The sequence below is a fragment of the Streptomyces sp. NPDC023541 genome (assembly GCF_055559995.1).
In genome coordinates this window covers 446,912-463,408 of sequence record NZ_JBVHJO010000006.1, presented here as the reverse complement: position 1 = coordinate 463,408, position 16,497 = coordinate 446,912, and the positions used below count along the sequence as shown (strand labels likewise).

19 protein-coding genes and 1 pseudogene are annotated in these 16,497 nt (G+C 72.7%); 12 read left to right on the top strand and 8 right to left on the bottom strand.

Translation table 11 applies throughout. The features are described 5' to 3' along the window. Positions 1-81 precede the first annotated feature (81 nt). The 3 genes from ACZ3X1_RS18335 (at position 82) to ACZ3X1_RS18325 (ending at position 4,801) form a co-directional block, all read left to right on the top strand. A complete protein-coding gene (locus ACZ3X1_RS18335; RefSeq protein WP_467280274.1) occupies positions 82-276 on the top strand; it encodes a hypothetical protein in 195 nt (64 codons plus the stop codon). Positions 277-647: 371 nt separating this feature from the next. After that, positions 648-3,494 (top strand): SpoIIE family protein phosphatase, encoded by a 2,847-nt coding sequence (locus ACZ3X1_RS18330; protein ID WP_467280273.1) that lies wholly within the window; start codon positions 648-650, stop codon positions 3,492-3,494. A 161-nt stretch (positions 3,495-3,655) separates the two neighbouring features. Then, positions 3,656-4,801, top strand: coding sequence for an ABC transporter substrate-binding protein (locus ACZ3X1_RS18325; protein ID WP_467280272.1), 1,146 nt, complete (start codon positions 3,656-3,658; stop codon positions 4,799-4,801). A 171-nt stretch (positions 4,802-4,972) separates the two neighbouring features. Here the strand turns inward: ACZ3X1_RS18325 and ACZ3X1_RS18320 are convergent, their stop codons facing one another. Continuing rightward, entirely contained in the window at positions 4,973-5,215 is a 243-nt protein-coding gene (locus ACZ3X1_RS18320) for a hypothetical protein (protein ID WP_467280271.1), read from the bottom strand. A 106-nt stretch (positions 5,216-5,321) separates the two neighbouring features. On the opposite strand from ACZ3X1_RS18320, the pseudogene ACZ3X1_RS18315 reads away from it, so the two are divergent. Both ACZ3X1_RS18315 and ACZ3X1_RS18310 read left to right on the top strand, forming a co-directional pair. After that, positions 5,322-5,366 (top strand): annotated as a pseudogene (locus tag ACZ3X1_RS18315) (hypothetical protein); the annotation flags it as partial. Positions 5,367-5,416: 50 nt separating this feature from the next. Continuing rightward, entirely contained in the window at positions 5,417-6,130 is a 714-nt protein-coding gene (locus tag ACZ3X1_RS18310; RefSeq protein ID WP_467280270.1) for a nucleotide disphospho-sugar-binding domain-containing protein, read from the top strand. A gap of 64 nt (positions 6,131-6,194) precedes the next feature. Here ACZ3X1_RS18310 and ACZ3X1_RS18305 read toward each other — a convergent pair whose 3' ends face one another. The 4 genes from ACZ3X1_RS18305 to ACZ3X1_RS18290 form a co-directional block, all read right to left on the bottom strand. After that, a complete protein-coding gene (locus ACZ3X1_RS18305) occupies positions 6,195-6,596 on the bottom strand; it encodes a helix-turn-helix transcriptional regulator (protein WP_467280269.1) in 402 nt (133 codons plus the stop codon). Next, positions 6,589-7,443 (bottom strand): ABC transporter permease, encoded by an 855-nt coding sequence (locus ACZ3X1_RS18300; RefSeq protein WP_030957368.1) that lies wholly within the window; start codon positions 7,441-7,443, stop codon positions 6,589-6,591. Before ACZ3X1_RS18300 ends, ACZ3X1_RS18305 begins: the two co-directional genes overlap by 8 nt. After that, entirely contained in the window at positions 7,440-8,324 is an 885-nt protein-coding gene (locus ACZ3X1_RS18295; protein ID WP_356811813.1) for an ABC transporter ATP-binding protein, read from the bottom strand. Before ACZ3X1_RS18295 ends, ACZ3X1_RS18300 begins: the two co-directional genes overlap by 4 nt. A gap of 102 nt (positions 8,325-8,426) precedes the next feature. Continuing rightward, entirely contained in the window at positions 8,427-8,756 is a 330-nt protein-coding gene (locus tag ACZ3X1_RS18290; protein WP_467280268.1) for a hypothetical protein, read from the bottom strand. A gap of 80 nt (positions 8,757-8,836) precedes the next feature. Between ACZ3X1_RS18290 and ACZ3X1_RS18285 the strand changes: the two genes are divergently transcribed. The 3 genes from ACZ3X1_RS18285 to ACZ3X1_RS18275 all read left to right on the top strand — a co-directional run bounded on the left by ACZ3X1_RS18285 (position 8,837) and on the right by ACZ3X1_RS18275 (position 10,825). Next, positions 8,837-9,070: a hypothetical protein gene (locus ACZ3X1_RS18285; RefSeq protein ID WP_467280267.1), complete on the top strand. Its 234-nt coding sequence runs from the start codon at positions 8,837-8,839 to the stop codon at positions 9,068-9,070. Between the two features lie 234 nt (positions 9,071-9,304). Then, a complete protein-coding gene (locus tag ACZ3X1_RS18280) occupies positions 9,305-9,991 on the top strand; it encodes a hypothetical protein (RefSeq protein ID WP_467280266.1) in 687 nt (228 codons plus the stop codon). 36 nt (positions 9,992-10,027) lie between these two features. Beyond that, positions 10,028-10,825 carry a VOC family protein gene (locus tag ACZ3X1_RS18275; protein WP_467280265.1) on the top strand — a complete coding sequence of 266 codons (798 nt, stop codon included), beginning with the start codon at positions 10,028-10,030 and terminating at the stop codon, positions 10,823-10,825. Positions 10,826-11,053: 228 nt separating this feature from the next. Here the strand turns inward: ACZ3X1_RS18275 and ACZ3X1_RS18270 are convergent, their stop codons facing one another. Beyond that, entirely contained in the window at positions 11,054-11,833 is a 780-nt protein-coding gene (locus ACZ3X1_RS18270; RefSeq protein WP_467280264.1) for a VOC family protein, read from the bottom strand. Positions 11,834-12,079: 246 nt separating this feature from the next. On the opposite strand from ACZ3X1_RS18270, the gene ACZ3X1_RS18265 reads away from it, so the two are divergent. After that, positions 12,080-13,081: a nucleoside hydrolase gene (locus tag ACZ3X1_RS18265; RefSeq protein ID WP_467280263.1), complete on the top strand. Its 1,002-nt coding sequence runs from the start codon at positions 12,080-12,082 to the stop codon at positions 13,079-13,081. On the opposite strand, the gene ACZ3X1_RS18260 is transcribed toward ACZ3X1_RS18265, so the two are convergent. Together ACZ3X1_RS18260 and ACZ3X1_RS18255 are read right to left on the bottom strand one after the other, a co-directional pair. Further along, a complete protein-coding gene (locus ACZ3X1_RS18260; RefSeq protein WP_467280262.1) occupies positions 13,054-13,626 on the bottom strand; it encodes a DUF5133 domain-containing protein in 573 nt (190 codons plus the stop codon). The genes ACZ3X1_RS18265 and ACZ3X1_RS18260 overlap by 28 nt on opposite strands. A 257-nt stretch (positions 13,627-13,883) precedes the next feature. Then, complete coding sequence (locus ACZ3X1_RS18255; RefSeq protein ID WP_467280261.1) at positions 13,884-14,534, bottom strand: DUF4232 domain-containing protein; 651 nt, start codon at positions 14,532-14,534, stop codon at positions 13,884-13,886. Between the two features lie 190 nt (positions 14,535-14,724). Here ACZ3X1_RS18255 and ACZ3X1_RS18250 point away from each other — a divergent pair, with 190 nt between their 5' ends. From ACZ3X1_RS18250 to ACZ3X1_RS18240, 3 genes are all read left to right on the top strand, one after another. Beyond that, positions 14,725-15,156 carry a VOC family protein gene (locus tag ACZ3X1_RS18250; protein ID WP_362622781.1) on the top strand — a complete coding sequence of 144 codons (432 nt, stop codon included), beginning with the start codon at positions 14,725-14,727 and terminating at the stop codon, positions 15,154-15,156. A gap of 130 nt (positions 15,157-15,286) precedes the next feature. Next, positions 15,287-15,745 carry a GNAT family N-acetyltransferase gene (locus ACZ3X1_RS18245; protein WP_467280260.1) on the top strand — a complete coding sequence of 153 codons (459 nt, stop codon included), beginning with the start codon at positions 15,287-15,289 and terminating at the stop codon, positions 15,743-15,745. Positions 15,746-16,112: 367 nt separating this feature from the next. Then, positions 16,113-16,418 carry a VOC family protein gene (locus tag ACZ3X1_RS18240; protein WP_356814429.1) on the top strand — a complete coding sequence of 102 codons (306 nt, stop codon included), beginning with the start codon at positions 16,113-16,115 and terminating at the stop codon, positions 16,416-16,418. The last annotated feature ends 79 nt before the right edge of the window (positions 16,419-16,497 follow it).

Here is a 16,497-nt window from a genome sequence, read left to right as displayed (position 1 = left end):
CGTGCGCGAACACCGGGTGGAGACCGCCTCCTTTTTCACTCGGACGGTGACCCCCTACACATCGCCGTCAAGGACGGCGCCATGGTCGGCGTACGCGGCCGGGTGGTGGACCGGGTCCACCGGGGCCGCCACGGCCCGAACGACGCGTTCGGCCGGCAGGCCAACGCCTCTCCCGCCCGACCACCTCACCAGACCCCTGGTCCGCGGGGCGGCCGACTGATCGAGACGGACACCTTGATCGAAACCCTGTCGCCGCAGATCCTGACGAGCGTGTGACGGCCCCTGGCGTGCCAGGGGCCTGAGGCCTGAGGTCGGCCGGTCACGGGTGGTCGGGCTGCTGCCCCTCGGGGGTGGGTCCACCTGTCTGCGACTTGTCCTCCTGGCCGGCGGCCGACTTCTTGCTGTCCTTGGGCTGGGCGGCCTTGAGGTGCCTGCTTTCCTGCGGGGTCGCGTTGCACCCTTCCGCAGCGCACGCCGGGGGCGTGTCCTTTTCGGCTCCCTGCCCGCTTCATGCAGGTCAAGGGTGTTCTCCGTAGTCCACGACGCTGCGCTCGCCGGCTCAGCCGTCCCGGGGGATTCGGTGCGCGCTCCGGCAGTTCGGCGCCGCTCCCCGCTGCCGACGGGCGGGAGAGGTTAGAAGATGGATTATGAGCGTCTTCCTGGGACATCTCCGGCGTCGGTTGCCCGGCTCGGCCAAACGCTCCTCCGGCGCCTCTCAAGGTCCCCGCTCAGGACGTCAGCAGGAGCAGCAGGAGTCCGCCCAGCCCTGGGCGGGCAGGGTCCGGCCGCCGCAGCGGCTGTCCTCGCTGCTGAGTGCGCGCAGCGTGGCCGGCGAGGTGTTCCTCCTCCAGCTCGTCGTGGTGGTGCTGCTCGTCGCCGCCGCGGTGGTGGCGCTCGTGGTGCAGGCCCGCAGCGACGCCATGCTGGACGCGCGGCACCGTACGCTCGCCGCCGCCGGGACGTTCGCGGAGTCCCCCGGCATCGTCGCCGCCCTGCGCAGTCCCAACCCGAGTGCGCTGCTGCAGCCGAGCGCCCAGGCGGCCCGGAAGATCGCCGGGGTCGACGGCATCAACGTCTACACGCTCGACGGACTCACCATCACCCACAGCGACCCTCGGCAGATCGGCAAGCGCGTGGTCGGCCCCTTCTCCAGGGCGGCGGCCGGCAAGTCCTTCACCGAGACGTTCGAGGGGTCCCTGGGGCAGTCCGTGGTCTCGGCGGTTCCGGTCAAGGACTCCGAGGACCGGGTCATCGCCGTCGTGGCTTCCCCGGTCACGGTCGCGAACGTACAGAGCATGGTCAACCGGCAGCTGCCGGTCGTCATCGGTTCGGCGGCGCTCGTGCTGGCCCTGTCCGCGGGCGGGACGGCCCTGGTGAGCCGTCGGCTGCTGCGGCGGACCCACGGCCTGGGGCCGGCAGAGATGACGAGGATGTACGAGCACCACGACGCGGTGCTGCACGCGGTGCGGGAGGGCGTACTGATCGTGGGAGGCGGCGGGCGCCTGCTGCTGGCCAACGACGAGGCGCGGCGGCTGCTGGACCTGCCGGCGGACGCGGAGGGGCGGCCCGTCACGGAGCTGGGCCTGGAGGAGGAGATCGCGGCGTCGATCGCCTCGGGCCGTTCCGCGACCGACGAGCTCCACCTGGCGGCCGATCGGCTGCTGGCGGTGAACATCCGGCCCACCGCTCCCTTCGGGCAGGCGGGGACCGTGGTCACCCTGCGGGACACCACCGAGCTGCGGGCGCTGTCCGGCCGGGCCGAGGTGGCCCACGAGCGGCTGAAGCTGCTCTACGACGCGGGGGTGCGCATCGGTACGACGCTGGACGTGGAACGCACCGCCGGGGAACTGGCGGAGGTGGCGGTCCCGAGGTTCGCCGACATCGCCTCGGTCGACCTGCTGGACCCGGTGCTGCACGGCGAGGAGCCGCCCGAGCCGGGTACCGAGATGCGGCGCACCGCCGTCGTCGCCGCGCAGGAGCCGCATCCCCTCTACCAGGTCGGCGAGCTGATCCGGTTCGTTGCGACCAGCCCCATGGCGATCGGGGTGGCCGGCGAGCACGCGGTGCGCGTGGCGGACCTGCGGGTCACCCGGGACTGGATGGCCCAGGACCCCGCCCGGTCGCGGCGCATGCTGGAGCAGGGCGTCCACTCGGTGATCGCCGTACCCCTGCGGGCCCGCGGCGTGCTGCTGGGGATGGCTGGCTTCTGGCGGGTGCAGCCCTCCCCGCCGTTCGAGGAGGAGGACGTGTCCTTCGCCGAGGAGCTGGCCGCCCGGGCGGCCCTGTCCATCGACAACGCCCGCCGCTTCACGCGCGAGCACACCATGGCCGTCACGCTGCAGCGCAGCCTGCTGCCCCGGGGCGTACCGGACCAGTCCTCGGTCGAGGTCGCCCACCGCTATCTGCCCGCGCAGGCGGGGGTGGGCGGCGACTGGTTCGACGTCATCCCGCTGCCGGGCGCCCGGGTGGCGCTGGTGGTCGGCGATGTCGTCGGGCACGGCCTGCACGCCGCCGCCACCATGGGCCGGCTGCGCACGGCCATGCACAACTTCTCGACGCTCGATCTGCCCGCGGACGAGCTCCTGAGCCATCTGGACGAGCTGGTCGCCCACATCGACACCGACGAGGGCTCCGGTGAGCAGGAGTGGCAGGGCCTCACCGGCGCCACCTGCCTGTGCGCCGTCTACGACTCGGTCTCCGGGCAGGTCACCGCCGCCACCGCCGGCCACCCGGGCCTCGCCGTCGTCCACCCCGACGGCACCGTGTCCTTCCCCGAAGTGCCGGTCTCGCCACCGCTGGGCCTGGGCGCCGGCATGCCCATGGAGACCGCGGTGCTGACCGTGCCCGAGGGCGCCCAGCTGGTGCTCTTCACCGACGGGCTGCTGGAGAGCCGTGACCGCGACATCGACACGGGTCTCGCGGCGCTGGGCGCCGCCCTGGCCGGGCCCGCGAGGACCCCGGAGGAGATCTGCGCCGCGGTGATCGGCGCGATGCTGCCCGGCGGGCAGAGCGACGACATCGCGCTGCTGGTGGCCCGGACCCGCCGGCTGGACCCCGGGCGGATCGCCGAGTGGGAGGTGCCCTCCGATCCGGCGGCGGTGTCGCCGGTGCGCAACGCCTGCGCCCGCCGGCTGGCGGAGTGGGGCCTGGAGGAGATCGCCTTCACCACGGAACTCATCCTCAGCGAACTGATCACCAACGCCGTCCGCTACGGGTCGCAGCCCATCCGGGTGCGGCTGCTGTACGAACGCAGCCTGGTCTGCGAGGTCTCCGACGGGTCGAGCACCTCCCCGCACCTGCGCCGGGCCGAGGCCACCGACGAGGGAGGGCGCGGGCTCTTCCTCGTCGCGCAGTTCGCCGAGCGGTGGGGCACTCGCTACACCGCCCGCGGCAAGATCATCTGGAGTGAGCAGGCCCTCCACGCGGAGCCCTCCGCGGCCGGGGAGGACCTGGGTGCGGCGCTCCTCGCCGCTTGGGACGACGAGGTGTTCTGAGACGGCTCCGGCGCGTTCCGAGGGGTCCGGTGCGTTCCGAGAGGGCTCCGGTACGTCGGCCGGAGGACAGTCGGCGGACGCGACCCGCCGGGACTGCGCCGGCCCGGCTGCCGCACGTACGCTGGCCTGGATCAGTACGTGCCGCCCGTTATGGAGCCTTTGTGCCCGCACCTCGTCTCCGGACAGCCGCCGTCGCCGCCTGCCTCGCCCTCGCCGCGGGGCCCCTCGGCGCCTGCGGAGACAGGCCCCCCGCCGCGCCCAGGGCGCCCGCGGTGGCCACCTCCGCCGCGGACGCGGGGGGCATGGCGGCACTGACCGCGGCGGCCAGGAAGGAGGGGGCGCTCAACACCATCGCGCTCCCGAGGGACTGGGCGGGCTACGGGGCGCTGATCGACGGCTTCGAGAAGAAGTACGGGATCGAGGTCGCGGTGGAGAATCCGGAGGGCTCCAGTCAGGACGAGGTCAACGCCCTCAAGGAGCACCGGCGCGACGGCACCGCCCCCGATGTGATCGACGTCGGCGGCACCTTCGGTCCGGCCGCGGCCCGGCAGGGCCTGCTCGCTCCGTACGAGGTCGCCCCGTACGACGACATCCCCGACGAACAGAAGGACCCGCGGGCACGCTGGTACAACAACTACGGCGGCTACGTCTCGATCGGCTGCGACGCCGAGCGCGTCAAGACCTGCCCCTCGACCTTCGCCGATCTGCGCAGGCCCGAGTACAAGGGCCAGGTCTCGCTCAACGGCGACCCCACGAAGTCCGGCTCCGCCTTCGCCGGGGTATACGCCGCGGCCCTGGCGAACGGGGGCTCCTTCGACAACATTCAGCCCGGTATCGACTTCTTCGCGGAGCTGCGCGAGAGCGGCAACTTCATCCCGGTTGAATCCACCCCGGCCACGATCGAGAAGGGGCAGACCCCGATCAGCATCGACTGGGACTTCCTCAACCTCGGATACGCCGACGACTTCCGCAGGAAGGGCGCTGACGTGGACTGGCACACCGCCATCCCCTTCGACGGCAGTTTCGCCCAGTACTACGCGCAGGGGATCAACAAGGACGCCCCGCACCCCGCGGCGGCGAGGCTGTGGCAGGAGTACCTCTTCAGCCCGGAGGGCCAGAACCTCCGGCTCGGGGCGTACGCGCGCCCCGTCCTCATGGAGTCCATGGAGGAGAACGGCACCCTCGACAAGAGCCTGGCGGAGAAGCTGCCCACGGTCGAGGGCACACCGACCTTCCCGACGGAGAAGCAGCAGGCGAAGGCGGGCAGGACCGTCAACCGGAAGTGGGCCGAGGCCGTCTGGGGCTGAGGGTCGGAAACGAACCGAACGAACCGAACGGACCGAACGGACCGAACGGACCGAACGGGCGGGTGTGGTTGCGGAAGAGGGAACGGGAGGTCAGCACCGGCGGCGGTCCGGCCAGATGCCCTCGTGTTGCGGTCCATCGCCCGAGAGGGTGTCGAGCAGCCGCTCGCGGGCCTACACGCGGGTGAGTTCCGGGAACTCGTAGCGGGCCCCGCCGTCCTCCCACCGGACGATGTTGATCAGGTGGCTGTCGACGAAGCGCTGGAGCAGGTGCTCCACGCTGCGGCTGTCGCTGCCGAGGAGCTCGACGACGGAATCGGCGGTGAACCGCCTGGGCGGGAGGATGCTCAGCAGCCGGAAGACGCTCTGCTCCACGCGGCCGAGCCCCTCGTAGCTGAAGTCGTACCGGGAGCGCACGTCGAGTTCCCCGAGGCGGAGCTCGTCCAGCAGCTTCTCGGAACAGTTCCAGTACTACCCCGGCGCGCTCGCGGCGCGGATCAGCGGCGCGGCGCACGCGCGGCTGATGTTCGGCCTGGACCTGGTCGGGCTGATGCGCCAGCACGACCTGCGGGGGCTGGCCGGACTGCCGCCGGCGCTGCGGGAGGATCCGCTGGAGGAGTGGATGGACCGGATCCTGCGGCGGTCGGGAGTTCACCGGACCTGGTCGTGGGGCAGTGGACCATCGATCCCGTTCCGCCGTCGCTGCGGCTGCCGGTCGACCTGCCGTCCGTGCCGGTGCGCTACGGGCCGTACAACGGCGAGGCGCAGGTCCCGGACCGGCTGCGGGAGCCGCCGCCCCGCCGGCCCCGTGTCTGCCTGACCCTCGGCAGGTCGTTCCGCGAGGTGGTCGGCACCGACCGGACGTCGGTCGGCGACCTGCTGGAGGCGGTGGCGGACCTGGACGTCGACGTGGTCGCGACGTTCACCGCGGACCAGCTCGATCCGGGCCGGCGCGTACCGGACAACGTGCGGGTCGTCGACTTCGCACCGCTGGACGCGCTGCTGCCGACCAGCGCGGCGAGCGTGCACCACGGGGGTTCGGGCACCCTCCAGACCGCGCTGGCGCACGGCGTGCCCCAGGTGATCGTGCCGGACAAGATGTGGTGCAACGTCCCCAAGGCGCACCGGGTGCGCGACGCGGGCGCCGGGCTGTGCATCGATCCGGAGGCGCTGCCCCCGCAGGGGCTGCGCGCCGCGCTGGTCCGGGTGCTGCAGGAGCCGTCGTTCCGTGCCGGCGCCGACCGGCTCCGCCGGGAGGTCCTCGCCACGCCGTCGCCCGCCGATGTCGTCCCGGTCCTGGAGCGGCTCACCGCCGAACACCGGTCGCGCTAGAACGGGTCCGGTGCGCCGCGGCCGTCGGGGTGTATGTGCCCCGACGGCCGCGGTGTGCTGCCGCCTACGCGGGCGGAGTGCTCCCGATCCGGGGGAACGGGGTGGTCGAGAAGATCACCTCGACCGGTACCTCGAAGTACTCCGCGATCCTCAGGGCGAGGTGCAGGCTGGGGCTGTACTCGCCGCGCTCCAGGTAGCCCACCGTCTGGTAGTGCACCCCGAGGGCGTCGGCGAGCTGCCTGCGCGTGATGGCGCGCTCGACCCGCAGCACGGCGATGCGGTTGTGCACCGTCTCGTTCGCGGCGCCGCCGCGCGGACGGCCCTGCTCGCCGCTCGAACGCCAGCCCGCCGCGGGCGTGTCGGTGCCGGAGCCGGACCGCGGGGCCACCGCCCCGGTCTCCGGCTCCGCCGCCGACGTGCCCCGGCGCGCCGACGCGCGCTTGCCGCCGGTTTCCTTGTCACCCAACGCGCTTCAATGCCTCCTGTTGTCGGGCCTCGACCTTCGAACCCGTCTCGCCGCGCACCGTACGGCCCAGGACCCTCGGTGCGATCACCAGCGCGACGACGGCCCAGGCGAGCAGCACGACCGCGGTCATGGGCCTGCGCCAGGAGTCGCCGAGCTCGACCGCGACCGCCGCGTCGGGCAGCAGCGCGGCACGGGTGCCCAGGCCCACCCAGTACACGGGGAACAACTGCGCAATGCCCTGGAGCCAGCCCGCGAGCGAGGTGATCGGGTAGAAAATACCCGAGATCGCCATCAGGCCCATCGTCGGGAAGATCCCCCACGTGTTGGCGCCGCGCGGGTTCTTCACCATGGCGCCGATGATCAGGCCGATCGGCAGGGTGGCGAGGAGCCCGAGGGCCAGCACCCACACCAGGTTCAGCCACTTGGCGAGGTCCCCGGTCATCAGGTCGTCGAAGAGGAACACGCTGGGCACCAGGATGATGACCAGGGTGAGCAGGGTGCTCAGCGCGATGCCCAGCACGCGGCCGGCGATGTAGCCGACGAGCCCCTGCGGGACGGTCCTGGCCCGCAGCAGCGTGCCGTCCTCCCGCTCGGCCGCCAGCGCGAACGCCGCTCCGCCCAGGGCCTGGAAGGCAAGCAGGCCGCCGATCATGCTCGGCATGGTCAGCGTCGCCAGCGACAGGTCGGTGCCCTCCACGGTCGAGTTCCGCATGAAGAACAGCACCCCGAGGAAGACGCCCCCGAGGAAGAGGTAGTAGATGATGTCGCCCGGCGACGTCACGCTCTGCCTGAACTCGGTCCAGCCGCGGCGCAGACCGAGTCGCACGGCGTACAGGGTGGGATTCATCGGCCCGCCTCCCGGAAGGCGGCGATCGCCTCTTCGGACCGGCCGGCCTCGTGCTGGCGGACCATGGTCATGTACGTGTCCTCCAGGCTGGCCCGGCGCACCTCCAGGTCGCGGACCCGGTCGCCGTGCTGCTTGAACAGCTCGTGGACGAACGTGCTGGCGTCGGGCGTGGCGTGGACGAACTGTTCGCCGCTCAGGCTCCAGCGGACCTCCGCCTTGCCCGACGTCTGCCGGGCGAGCTGGTCGGCGCTGCCGTCCGCGACGATCTGGCCCCCGGCGAGGATCAGGATGCGGTCGGACAGCTTCTCGGCCTCGTCCAGGTCGTGCGTGGTGAGCAAGATCGTGGTGTCCTCCAGGTCGGAGAGCCGGTGCACCACGTCGTGGAAGTCGCGGCGCGCCTTGGGGTCGAACCCGACGGTGGGCTCGTCCAGGAACAGCACCTCCGGGCGGCCCACGATGCCGATCGCGACGTCGAGCCGGCGGCGCTGGCCGCCCGACAGGGACCCGATCTTCTGGTCCGCCTGCTCCTCCAGGCTGACCATGGAGATCAGCTCGTCCACGTCGCGCGGACGCGGCCGCTCGGGCGTGGAGTAGGGCCGGTAGAAGGCCCCCAGCTGGGCCAGCAGCTCCCGGACCTTCCACTTGCCGTGGTCGCGCCACGACTGGAGTACGACGCCCAGCCTGGCGCGCCACTCCTCGTCGCCCTTGGCCGGATCGACGCCGAGCACGCTGACCTCGCCCGCCGAGCGCGTCCGGAACCCCTCCATGATCTCGATGGTCGTCGTCTTCCCGGCGCCGTTCGGCCCGAGCAGAGCGAGCACCTCGCCCCGGCGGACACTGAAGTCGACCCCGTTCAGCACGTCTTTGGACCCGTACCGCATACGCAGTCCGCGGATGTCGATCACTCGTTCGCCTGCCGAGCCGTCCGGTGCTCCCGCAGCCCGGTTCGCCTCGCGCAGATCACTTAACTCCGCCATAGGCCCCTACCTTCCGATCAGACCTGTTAGATCAAAGATAGTATCTCTACTATGACCCGTATAAGTCACACGACCAAAGGGATCGTCACGCACCGTGAGGATCCAGCGGGCGACGGGCATCTCGATAACCGCCCCGGTGACACCGGACCGCAGGCGCCGCAGGACGGGCCCGGCCGGACGCAGGCCCGGGACCTCGGCCGCGAGCGCGCGGAGCCCGGCCTCCGCGAGGAACCGCGCCGTCGAGGCTGGCAGCGACGTGGGCAGGCCCTCGGCGAACACCAGGGGCTCCGCGGCCCGTTCCCGGGCCGGGTCGAAGGCGGCCGGCTCCGGGTGCACGGCAGAGTCCCGGCCGGTTCGGCTTCCGCCACTCCTACCGGTCGCGCTACGCGCTGTGGGGCGGCGCGGGACGGATCTCGGTGGAGCGGGCGCACACCCCGCCGGAGGTGCTCAAGCCCGTGGTCCGGCTCCAGCAGCAGGACCGGCTGACCGAGCTGGCGATGCCCGCGGACGAACAGGTGCGCAACGCGCTGGCCGCGTTCACGGCCGCCGTCATGGCCGGCGGGGACGGACCGGTCGGCGAAGCGGAGTCGCTCCTGCAGGCCAGGCTGGTCGAGGACGTCCGCAAGGTCGCCAGGATCGTCGGCGGCTGAGGCGGCACAACGGCGCCGGGGGCGAGGCCGCGCACCGGCGCCCGGCGGGCGGCGGGTGCCCGGGCTGCGGTGGCCGTGGTGCGGATCTACGCTGAACCGGTGACCGGCCTCGCCGGAGGGCGGCGTGACACCTGGTGCCACCCGGCGGCGGTCCGAGGGAGGTGACGCCCGATGTCCGCACCCCGGGCAGCAGCGGCGGTCCGCCGTGCGGCTGCAGGAACCGTATGTCTGATCATGTTCACGGGCGTCGGCGCGGGCGCCGCTCTGGCCGACGACAACGGCATGGCCGACAAGAGCGCGCAGGCCATCGCCGACGCCTCCCGCAAGGCCATGTCGGAGGTCACGTCCATGCGCATGGTGGCCAAGGTGACCGAGGGGTCGGGCACCACCGCGCTGGACATCCGCTTCGACGAGGCGGGCAACTGCGTCGGCACCGTCACGCCTCCCGGCGGCTCCGGCAAGGCCGCCGTCGTCAAACGCGGCAACGACGTGTGGATGAAGCTCGACGACGAGCTGCTGCGCGCCCAGGTACCGGGCGGCGCGGCCGAGGACGCGATCGCGCTCCTCAAGGGCCGCTACCTGCACGGCACCACGGACAACATCATGCTGCGCGACTTCGCCCAGTTCTGCGATCTCGACTACTTCAAGAGGGAGTTCTCCTCGAAACCGGTGAACGAGCAGCTGACGAAGGGCTCGACCACCACCGTCGGCGGCCGTCCGGCCATCACGGTCACCGGCAAGCGCGACGGTGACACGGGCACCTACCAGGTGTCGACGCAGGACGAGCCCTACCTCCTGCGCATCCAGGGCGCCAAAGCCTCCGGCGAGCGCGTGGAGGCCACCTTCTCCGCCTTCGACGAGCCCGTCCGGCCCAAGCCCCCGGCACCCGCCGACACGGTCGACCTGTCCAAGCTCCAGTAGCGCGGCTCCGGTAGCGCGCCGCGCGGGAGGAACACCATGATCACCACTGATTTCGCCGTCGGCGCCCCCTGTTGGATCGACCTCGGCGTGCCCGACGTGCCCGCCGCGGCGGCGTTCTACGGCGCCGTGCTCGGCTGGGACTACGAGTCCATGGGTGAGGGGGAGGACATGGAGGGCGGGATGTTCCGCAAGGACGGGAAGATCGTCGCCGGGCTCGGCAAGCTCACCGAGGAGGGTGCCCGGCCGGCCTGGATGATCTACTACAGCGTCCCCGACGCGGACGCCACCACCCGAGCCGTCGAGCGCGCCGGCGGCACGGTGCGGGTGCCTCCCAGGGACCTCGACGAGTGGGGGCGGATGGCCCAGTACAGCGACCCGCTGGGAGGCCAGTTCGCCGTATGGCAGCCGGGAACCAGCAAGGGCGTCGAGTTGGTGGACGAGCCGGGCTCGCTGTCGTGGACGGAGCTCTGCACGAGCGACGCGGCGGCCGCCAAGGACTTCTACGGCGGGGTCTTCGGCTGGTGGTACAGCGACATGGAACTGCCGGGCGGCGGAGGTACGTACGCCCTGGTCACCCCCGCCGGTCAGGCGGCCGAACGCATGCACGGCGGCGTGATGGAACTGCCCGCGGAGCAGCTCGCCACGGCGGGCGGGAAGCCGTACTGGCACCCGGTCTTCGCCGTCACGGACTGCGACGCCGCGGTCGCCGCCGTCACCGGGAACGGCGGCAGCGTGCAGATGGGGCCGGAGGACGCCGAGGGCGTCGGCCGGCTGGCCGTCTGCCTGGACCCGGCGGGCGCGGACTTCGTGGTGCTGACCCCGTCGTCGCACTGACCCGGGAAGCCGGCGGCGGCCGCCGGGGCCGCCCGATCCCTCGGACTCCGGAGCCGGCCCGCGTCCGCCACCTTGTCCCCCGCCGCGGCCGGATCGCTGCCCGACTGCCGAGGAGTCAGTCCTCGTCGACGACGAGAAAGCCGCGGGAGCTCCGACCAGCGCCCCCTCCGGCGCGCCTTCGCCGCGATGCCGGACGGGTCCTGGCGGGGTCCGCGGACCGGGCCCGGTTCAGTCGGTTTCCTCGCTGACCGTGAAAAGGGCCCCGGCCCGGTCCCGGAGCGTGACCCGGCGGTCCGTCGGGGAATACCGTACGGGGGTCACGGCCGCTCCACCGCGGCGGACCGCACGGTCGACGGCGCCGTCGAGGTCGGCCACGGCGAAATGGACGTGCCAGCGGGGCCGGACCTGCGGCTCGGGGGCGTTCTCCACGGCTCCGGCGTCGATCCGCGCGACGGTCTGGCTGCCGCGGCGCACCACCACGTGGTCGTGTTCGTAAGCGACGTCGCAGCATCCGGGCCGGTCGCAGCCCCAATCGAGGACCTCCCCGTAGAACACCGCGGCGGCGAAGGCGTCGCGGGTGCGGAGCTCGACCCACGCGGCCGCGTCCTCCTGCCCGGCGTGCCACTCCTGGACGACCTCGCCCTCCCAGAAGCCGAAGACCGCTCCCGACGGGTCGGCGGCCAGCGCCGCCCTCCCTGTGGCGAAGGCGAGCGGCCCGACCGCCATCGTCGCGCCCCGCTCGCGGACGCGGGCGGAGGTCACCTCCGCGTCGTCGACGGCGAAGTACGGCGTCCAGGCGGTCGGCACGCCGAACTCCGGGGCGAACGCGCCGACGGAGGCGACGGGGCGGCCGTCCAGGAGTGCGACGCGGAAGTTCTCACCGAGCCGGGTGGCACGGAACGTCCAGCCCAGCACCCCGGCGTAGAACTCCTCAGCCTCCGCGAGACCGGGGGCCGTGAGGTTCACCCAGCAGGGCACGCCGAACACGTCACGGCTGTTCGTGGTCATCGCACCGCTCCTCCGATCGCCGCCCCGGCACTCGGTCCCGTCGCAGGACGGGTGCCCCACCGGACCCACTCCTAACACAAACGGACGAAACGGACTATAGGCCGGGCCCCCGACACGCGCGGCACCTTCGACCTCGTCGTATGGGACAAGGGCTGACGATGGCGCTGTGCGCCGGCTTCCCGGTGCGCACACTGGAGCCGGCGGCCCGCGCCGCGGCGGCTGCGGACCGAGGAGAGGTGTCCGGCCTTGAGCGTTCCCGTTCCCGTTCCCATCGTCATCGACTGCGATCCGGGGCATGACGACGCCCTGGCGATCCTCCTCGCCGCGGGCGACCCGGGGGTGGACCTGCTGGCCGTCACCACGGTGGCGGGCAACCAGACCGTGGAGAAGACCACGCTGAACGCCCTGCGGGTGTGCACCGCCGCCGGCATCACCGGCGTTCCGGTCGCCGCGGGGTGCGCGGGACCGCTGGTGGAGCCGCTGCGGGTCGCCGAGGACGTGCACGGGGTGTCGGGGCTGGACGGCCCCCGCTTCCCCGAGCCGTCCCTGGCGGCCGAGCCCGAGCACGCGGTGGAGCTGCTGCGGCGGATCCTGGCCGGGCACCCGGAGCCGGTCACCCTGGTGCCGACCGCGCCCCTGACGAACATCGCCCTGCTGCTGACCCGCTACCCCGAGCTGGCGGGGCGGATCAGGGAGATCGTGCTGATGGGCGGGTCCACGGACCGGGGGAACCGGACCCCGGCCGCCGAGTTCAACATCCACACCGACCCGGAGGCCGCGGACATCGTCTTCCGCAGCGGCGTCCCGGTGACCATGTGCGGCCTGAACGTCACCCATCAGGCCCTCGCGACGCCCGAGGTCGTCGCCCGTTTCGAGGCCCTGGACACTGACCTCGGGCGGATCTGCGCCGAGCTGCTGGGCTTCTTCGCGGGCACCTACCGGCGTCTGTGGGGTTTCCCCGCGCCGCCGGTGCACGACCCGGTCGCGGTCGCCCGGGTCATCGACCCGCAGCTGGTCACCTGCGTGGACGCGCACGTGGACGTGGAACTCCACGGCCGCCACACGCGCGGGGCGACCGTGGTGGACCTGCACGGCACGCTGGGGCTGCCGGCGAACGCCCGGGTCGCCGTCGGGCTACGGGCGGACCTGTTCTGGGACCGGCTGCTGACGGCCGTGGCGGCACTGGGCGGCGGTGGCTCGGATCACGCGGATCAAGCGGATCAAGCGGGGCCGCCCGGGGCCACGTGAGGGGGAAGCCGGTGAGCGGCCACGCGCTCCTCGGCGGCGAGCAGGGCGCTGTGGGCGTTGCGCTGTCCCATCAGCACGCACAGCGTGTACGCGGCGTCGTCGAGCGCGGCGCGCAGCGCCGGGTCGTCGGGCGCGGCCAGCGTACGGCGGCGCAGGGCCCTCAGGTGGTTCAGGTGTCCGCGCAGGACGTCCGGGGCCGGGAGGAGCGTTCCCGGGGCGGGCGGTGAAGGGGGCTGCCGGCTCCGGGCGTGCCCGATTGCCGCGCGCAACGCCCGCTCGCAGTCCGGGTCCACGTCCGCGGGGCAGGCGCGCGTCGCGATGACGGTGCGCGCCATGAGCCGGAGCGTGACGCCCGCCGCGCGCGCCGCGTCGCCGAGGACACGCCGGGCACTCTCGGCCGTGCAGGGCACGAGGGCCATCACCGTCCCGGTCGCGCCGGCGAGCGCGGCCTGGGCCGCGGCGCCGTCCGCCTCCGTGTCCGCGTGCGCGTCCGTTACGGCGGCTCCGCCTTCCGTGCGGCGGTGGCCCGCCGGGCTCTGCATCATCCGTCCGCTCCTCGGGTCTGCTCCGGGTGGATGCCGCTGTGTAGCACCTGCGCAGGAGCGGTCGGCGCGCACACGCGGGCGACGGGGAGCGGATCCCCCGATGTGGGGATTCCCGGAACCGCGCGTTGACTTCGACCTAGTCGCGCGAACGCTCCGCAGCGGCGGGCGTGCCGGTGCGGAGCGTGCCGCGCAGCGGGCGGTCGTCAGGCCCACCCCCCGGCGCAGCACGGTCAGGGTCACCCGTCAGGGTTGCAGGCTCAGAGGCTCAGGGCGTCTTCCGCGTTGTCCATCCAGGGGGTCACGGAGTTCTTGGTGGAGGACACGTACAGGCCGGGGGTCGCCGCCTTGAGCGGGGTCTGTGCCAGATCCGACTCGGTGCTCATGGTCATGGCGATCGAGTCGACGGTCTTGCCGGTGCCGTCGGCGGCGCCGCCCATGAGACCGGCGTAGGCCGACTCGCCCGGGTCGAGCCGGATCGCGTCCTCGATGCCGGGGGCCTTGCCCCGCTCCGTGGCCTGCCCGTCCAGAGCGCCGAAGGTCACGACCGGGTGCCCGAGCGCCCTGCACGCCTTCGTCCCCTTGTTGGTGATCTTCAGCAGGTAGCTGCTGGTCGTGGGCTCCGCCAGGCTCGCGGTGAACGTCACGTCGTAGGTGCTGCACGGGAAGACGTCGAAGTCCGGATCGGCCGACGCGCTCGCGTCGGGGGAACCGGCGGACTTCGACGGCTTGGCCGGCGGTGTCGCGGACTTCGACGGCGACGCGGAACCGGACGGGGACGCGCTCGTGGTCGCGCCGGCGGACGGCCCACCGGTGCCGGCCGCCGCGTCGTCCCCGGTGGGCCCGCAGGCGGTCAGTACCAGTGCGGACAGGGCGGTGAGGGCGACGGCGGTTCTGCGAACGATGCTCATGGTGTTCCCCCAGATGAGGTGCGGCGAGCGCGGGCTGGGCCGGGCCGGTAAGGGCGGGCCTGGCACCAGGGTCCCGCCGAAGCTTCACAGCTTGGTGACGGGGCGTCGCCGAGTCCACCACGGTTGCCGGCGCGCCGCTCCCGCCTCACCTAACCTGAAAACGACCGCATATCACCACGAAGGGGATGCCATGCCCTCACGCCTCAACCCGTACATCAACTTCGACGGCGACGCCCGGCAGGCCATGGAGTTCTACAAGGAGGTCTTCGGCGGCACGCTGTCGCTGAACACGTACGGCGACTTCGGCGGCGCGGACGCCGGCGACGACGCTGCCGTCGCCGCCGCCGACAAGATCATGCACGGCATGCTGGAGACCGCCGGCGGCTTCACGCTCATGGGCGCCGACAACCCTCCCGGGAGGCAGCACGACCCCGGCAACAACATCTCGGTGAGCGTGAGCGGGGAGGACGCCGCCGAGCTGCGCGGCTACTGGGACCGCCTCTCCGGTGGTGGCACGGTCTCGGTGCCGCTGGAGAAGCAGATGTGGGGCGACGTCTTCGGCATGTGCACGGACCGGTTCGGCATCACCTGGCTCGTCAACATCAGCACGCCCGAGGGCTGACCCGGCCGCCGCGCCATCGTCCACGGTGGCGATGCGGCCGTCCCCGTTTCGACACCGCGGCAGCTGCCTTCCCGGCGGGACTCCAGCATGATCGATACTTCGCACCCTTCGACCACAGGAGTCCAGCCCCATGTCCGACATCACCGTGCGCGCCGTACGGCCCGGGGACTTCGCGCAGTGGCGCACCCTGTACCGCGGCTACGCCGACTTCTACGAGGTGGAGCAGACCGAGGATGCGGCGGCCACGGCCTGGTCGTGGGTGACCGACCCGGCCCATGAGGTCAGCGCCCTGGTGGCCGAGGACACCGCGGGCCGGCTCCTCGGCCTGGCCCACTTCCGCCCCTTCGCCAGGCCCCTCTCGGCGACGGTCGGCTGCTTCCTCGACGACCTGTTCGTGGCGCCGGAACACCGCGGCTCGGGCGCCGCCGACCTGCTGCTGGGCGCGCTGCGCGAGCTCGCGGCCGAACGGGGCTGGAGTGTGGTCCGCTGGATCACCGCGGACGACAACCACCGGGCGAGGGCCAAGTACGACCAGGTGGCCACGCGCACCATGTGGGTCACCTACGACATGCCCCCGGCCCGCCCCTGACCGTGAGGCAGGCTTCGAGGACGCGGCCGGGATCACCGGCCGGTCCGTGGGAACCACGCTCGCCCCGAGACGGTCCACGAGGTGGGCCGACGCGTCGAAGAACCGGCCCGGAGGGCAGCGGCTGACGTCGGGGGCAGACCTCGTTGACGTCGATCCCCGCGTCGTGGCCGTCGGTGGTCCGGAAAAACAGCGCGCCGTCACGGAAGTCGGCGTCCGCGGCGACCACGTACGGCCCCAGGACCTTCCGCATCCGCTCCGTCAACCCGCCCGGCCCGACTTGACGGAAGATCACACTCGACGGAAGGGAAGGGATGCCGAACTTCACCGTGCACCACCACACACCCGCCGACCCCGCGGGCGGCGCCTCATGACCATCGACCTGCTCGTGATCTACACGACCCGGCTGGAGGAGTGCCGCGCGTTCTACGCCGGCCTCGGCCTCGACCTCGTACCGGAGAAGCACGGCGACGGGCCGGACCACTACGCGGCGGCCTTCGCCGACGGAGGCGTGCTGGAGCTCTACCCGGCCACGCGCCGCCCGGAGAGCGGCTACCTGCGCCTCGGCCTGACGGCGCCGGCGCCCGACACGGAGGGCCGGACGCCCGGTCGGCACACACTGACCGACCCCGACGGCCGCACGGTGGTACTGACCGTCCCCGAGCCGACCCGATAGGCGCTCGCACGCCTGCCTCCGGGACTGCGCGCGTCACAGCTGCGTCACAGGGCACACCCTCCGCGGTGCCCGGCGCCAC

Coding starts and splice junctions, on each gene's coding strand:
- ACZ3X1_RS18335 (WP_467280274.1), top strand. CDS start 82: ATGGTCGGCGTACGCGGCCGGGTGGTGGACCGGGTCCACCGGGGCCGC.
- ACZ3X1_RS18260 (WP_467280262.1), bottom strand. CDS start 13,626: ATGATGCAGAGCCCGGCGGGCCACCGCCGCACGGAAGGCGGAGCCGCC.
- ACZ3X1_RS18270 (WP_467280264.1), bottom strand. CDS start 11,833: ATGACCACGAACAGCCGTGACGTGTTCGGCGTGCCCTGCTGGGTGAAC.
- ACZ3X1_RS18255 (WP_467280261.1), bottom strand. CDS start 14,534: ATGAGCATCGTTCGCAGAACCGCCGTCGCCCTCACCGCCCTGTCCGCA.
- ACZ3X1_RS18275 (WP_467280265.1), top strand. CDS start 10,028: ATGATCACCACTGATTTCGCCGTCGGCGCCCCCTGTTGGATCGACCTC.
- ACZ3X1_RS18295 (WP_356811813.1), bottom strand. CDS start 8,324: ATGCGGTACGGGTCCAAAGACGTGCTGAACGGGGTCGACTTCAGTGTC.
- ACZ3X1_RS18240 (WP_356814429.1), top strand. CDS start 16,113: ATGACCATCGACCTGCTCGTGATCTACACGACCCGGCTGGAGGAGTGC.
- ACZ3X1_RS18250 (WP_362622781.1), top strand. CDS start 14,725: ATGCCCTCACGCCTCAACCCGTACATCAACTTCGACGGCGACGCCCGG.
- ACZ3X1_RS18300 (WP_030957368.1), bottom strand. CDS start 7,443: ATGAATCCCACCCTGTACGCCGTGCGACTCGGTCTGCGCCGCGGCTGG.
- ACZ3X1_RS18280 (WP_467280266.1), top strand. CDS start 9,305: ATGTTCACGGGCGTCGGCGCGGGCGCCGCTCTGGCCGACGACAACGGC.
- ACZ3X1_RS18245 (WP_467280260.1), top strand. CDS start 15,287: ATGTCCGACATCACCGTGCGCGCCGTACGGCCCGGGGACTTCGCGCAG.
- ACZ3X1_RS18330 (WP_467280273.1), top strand. CDS start 648: ATGAGCGTCTTCCTGGGACATCTCCGGCGTCGGTTGCCCGGCTCGGCC.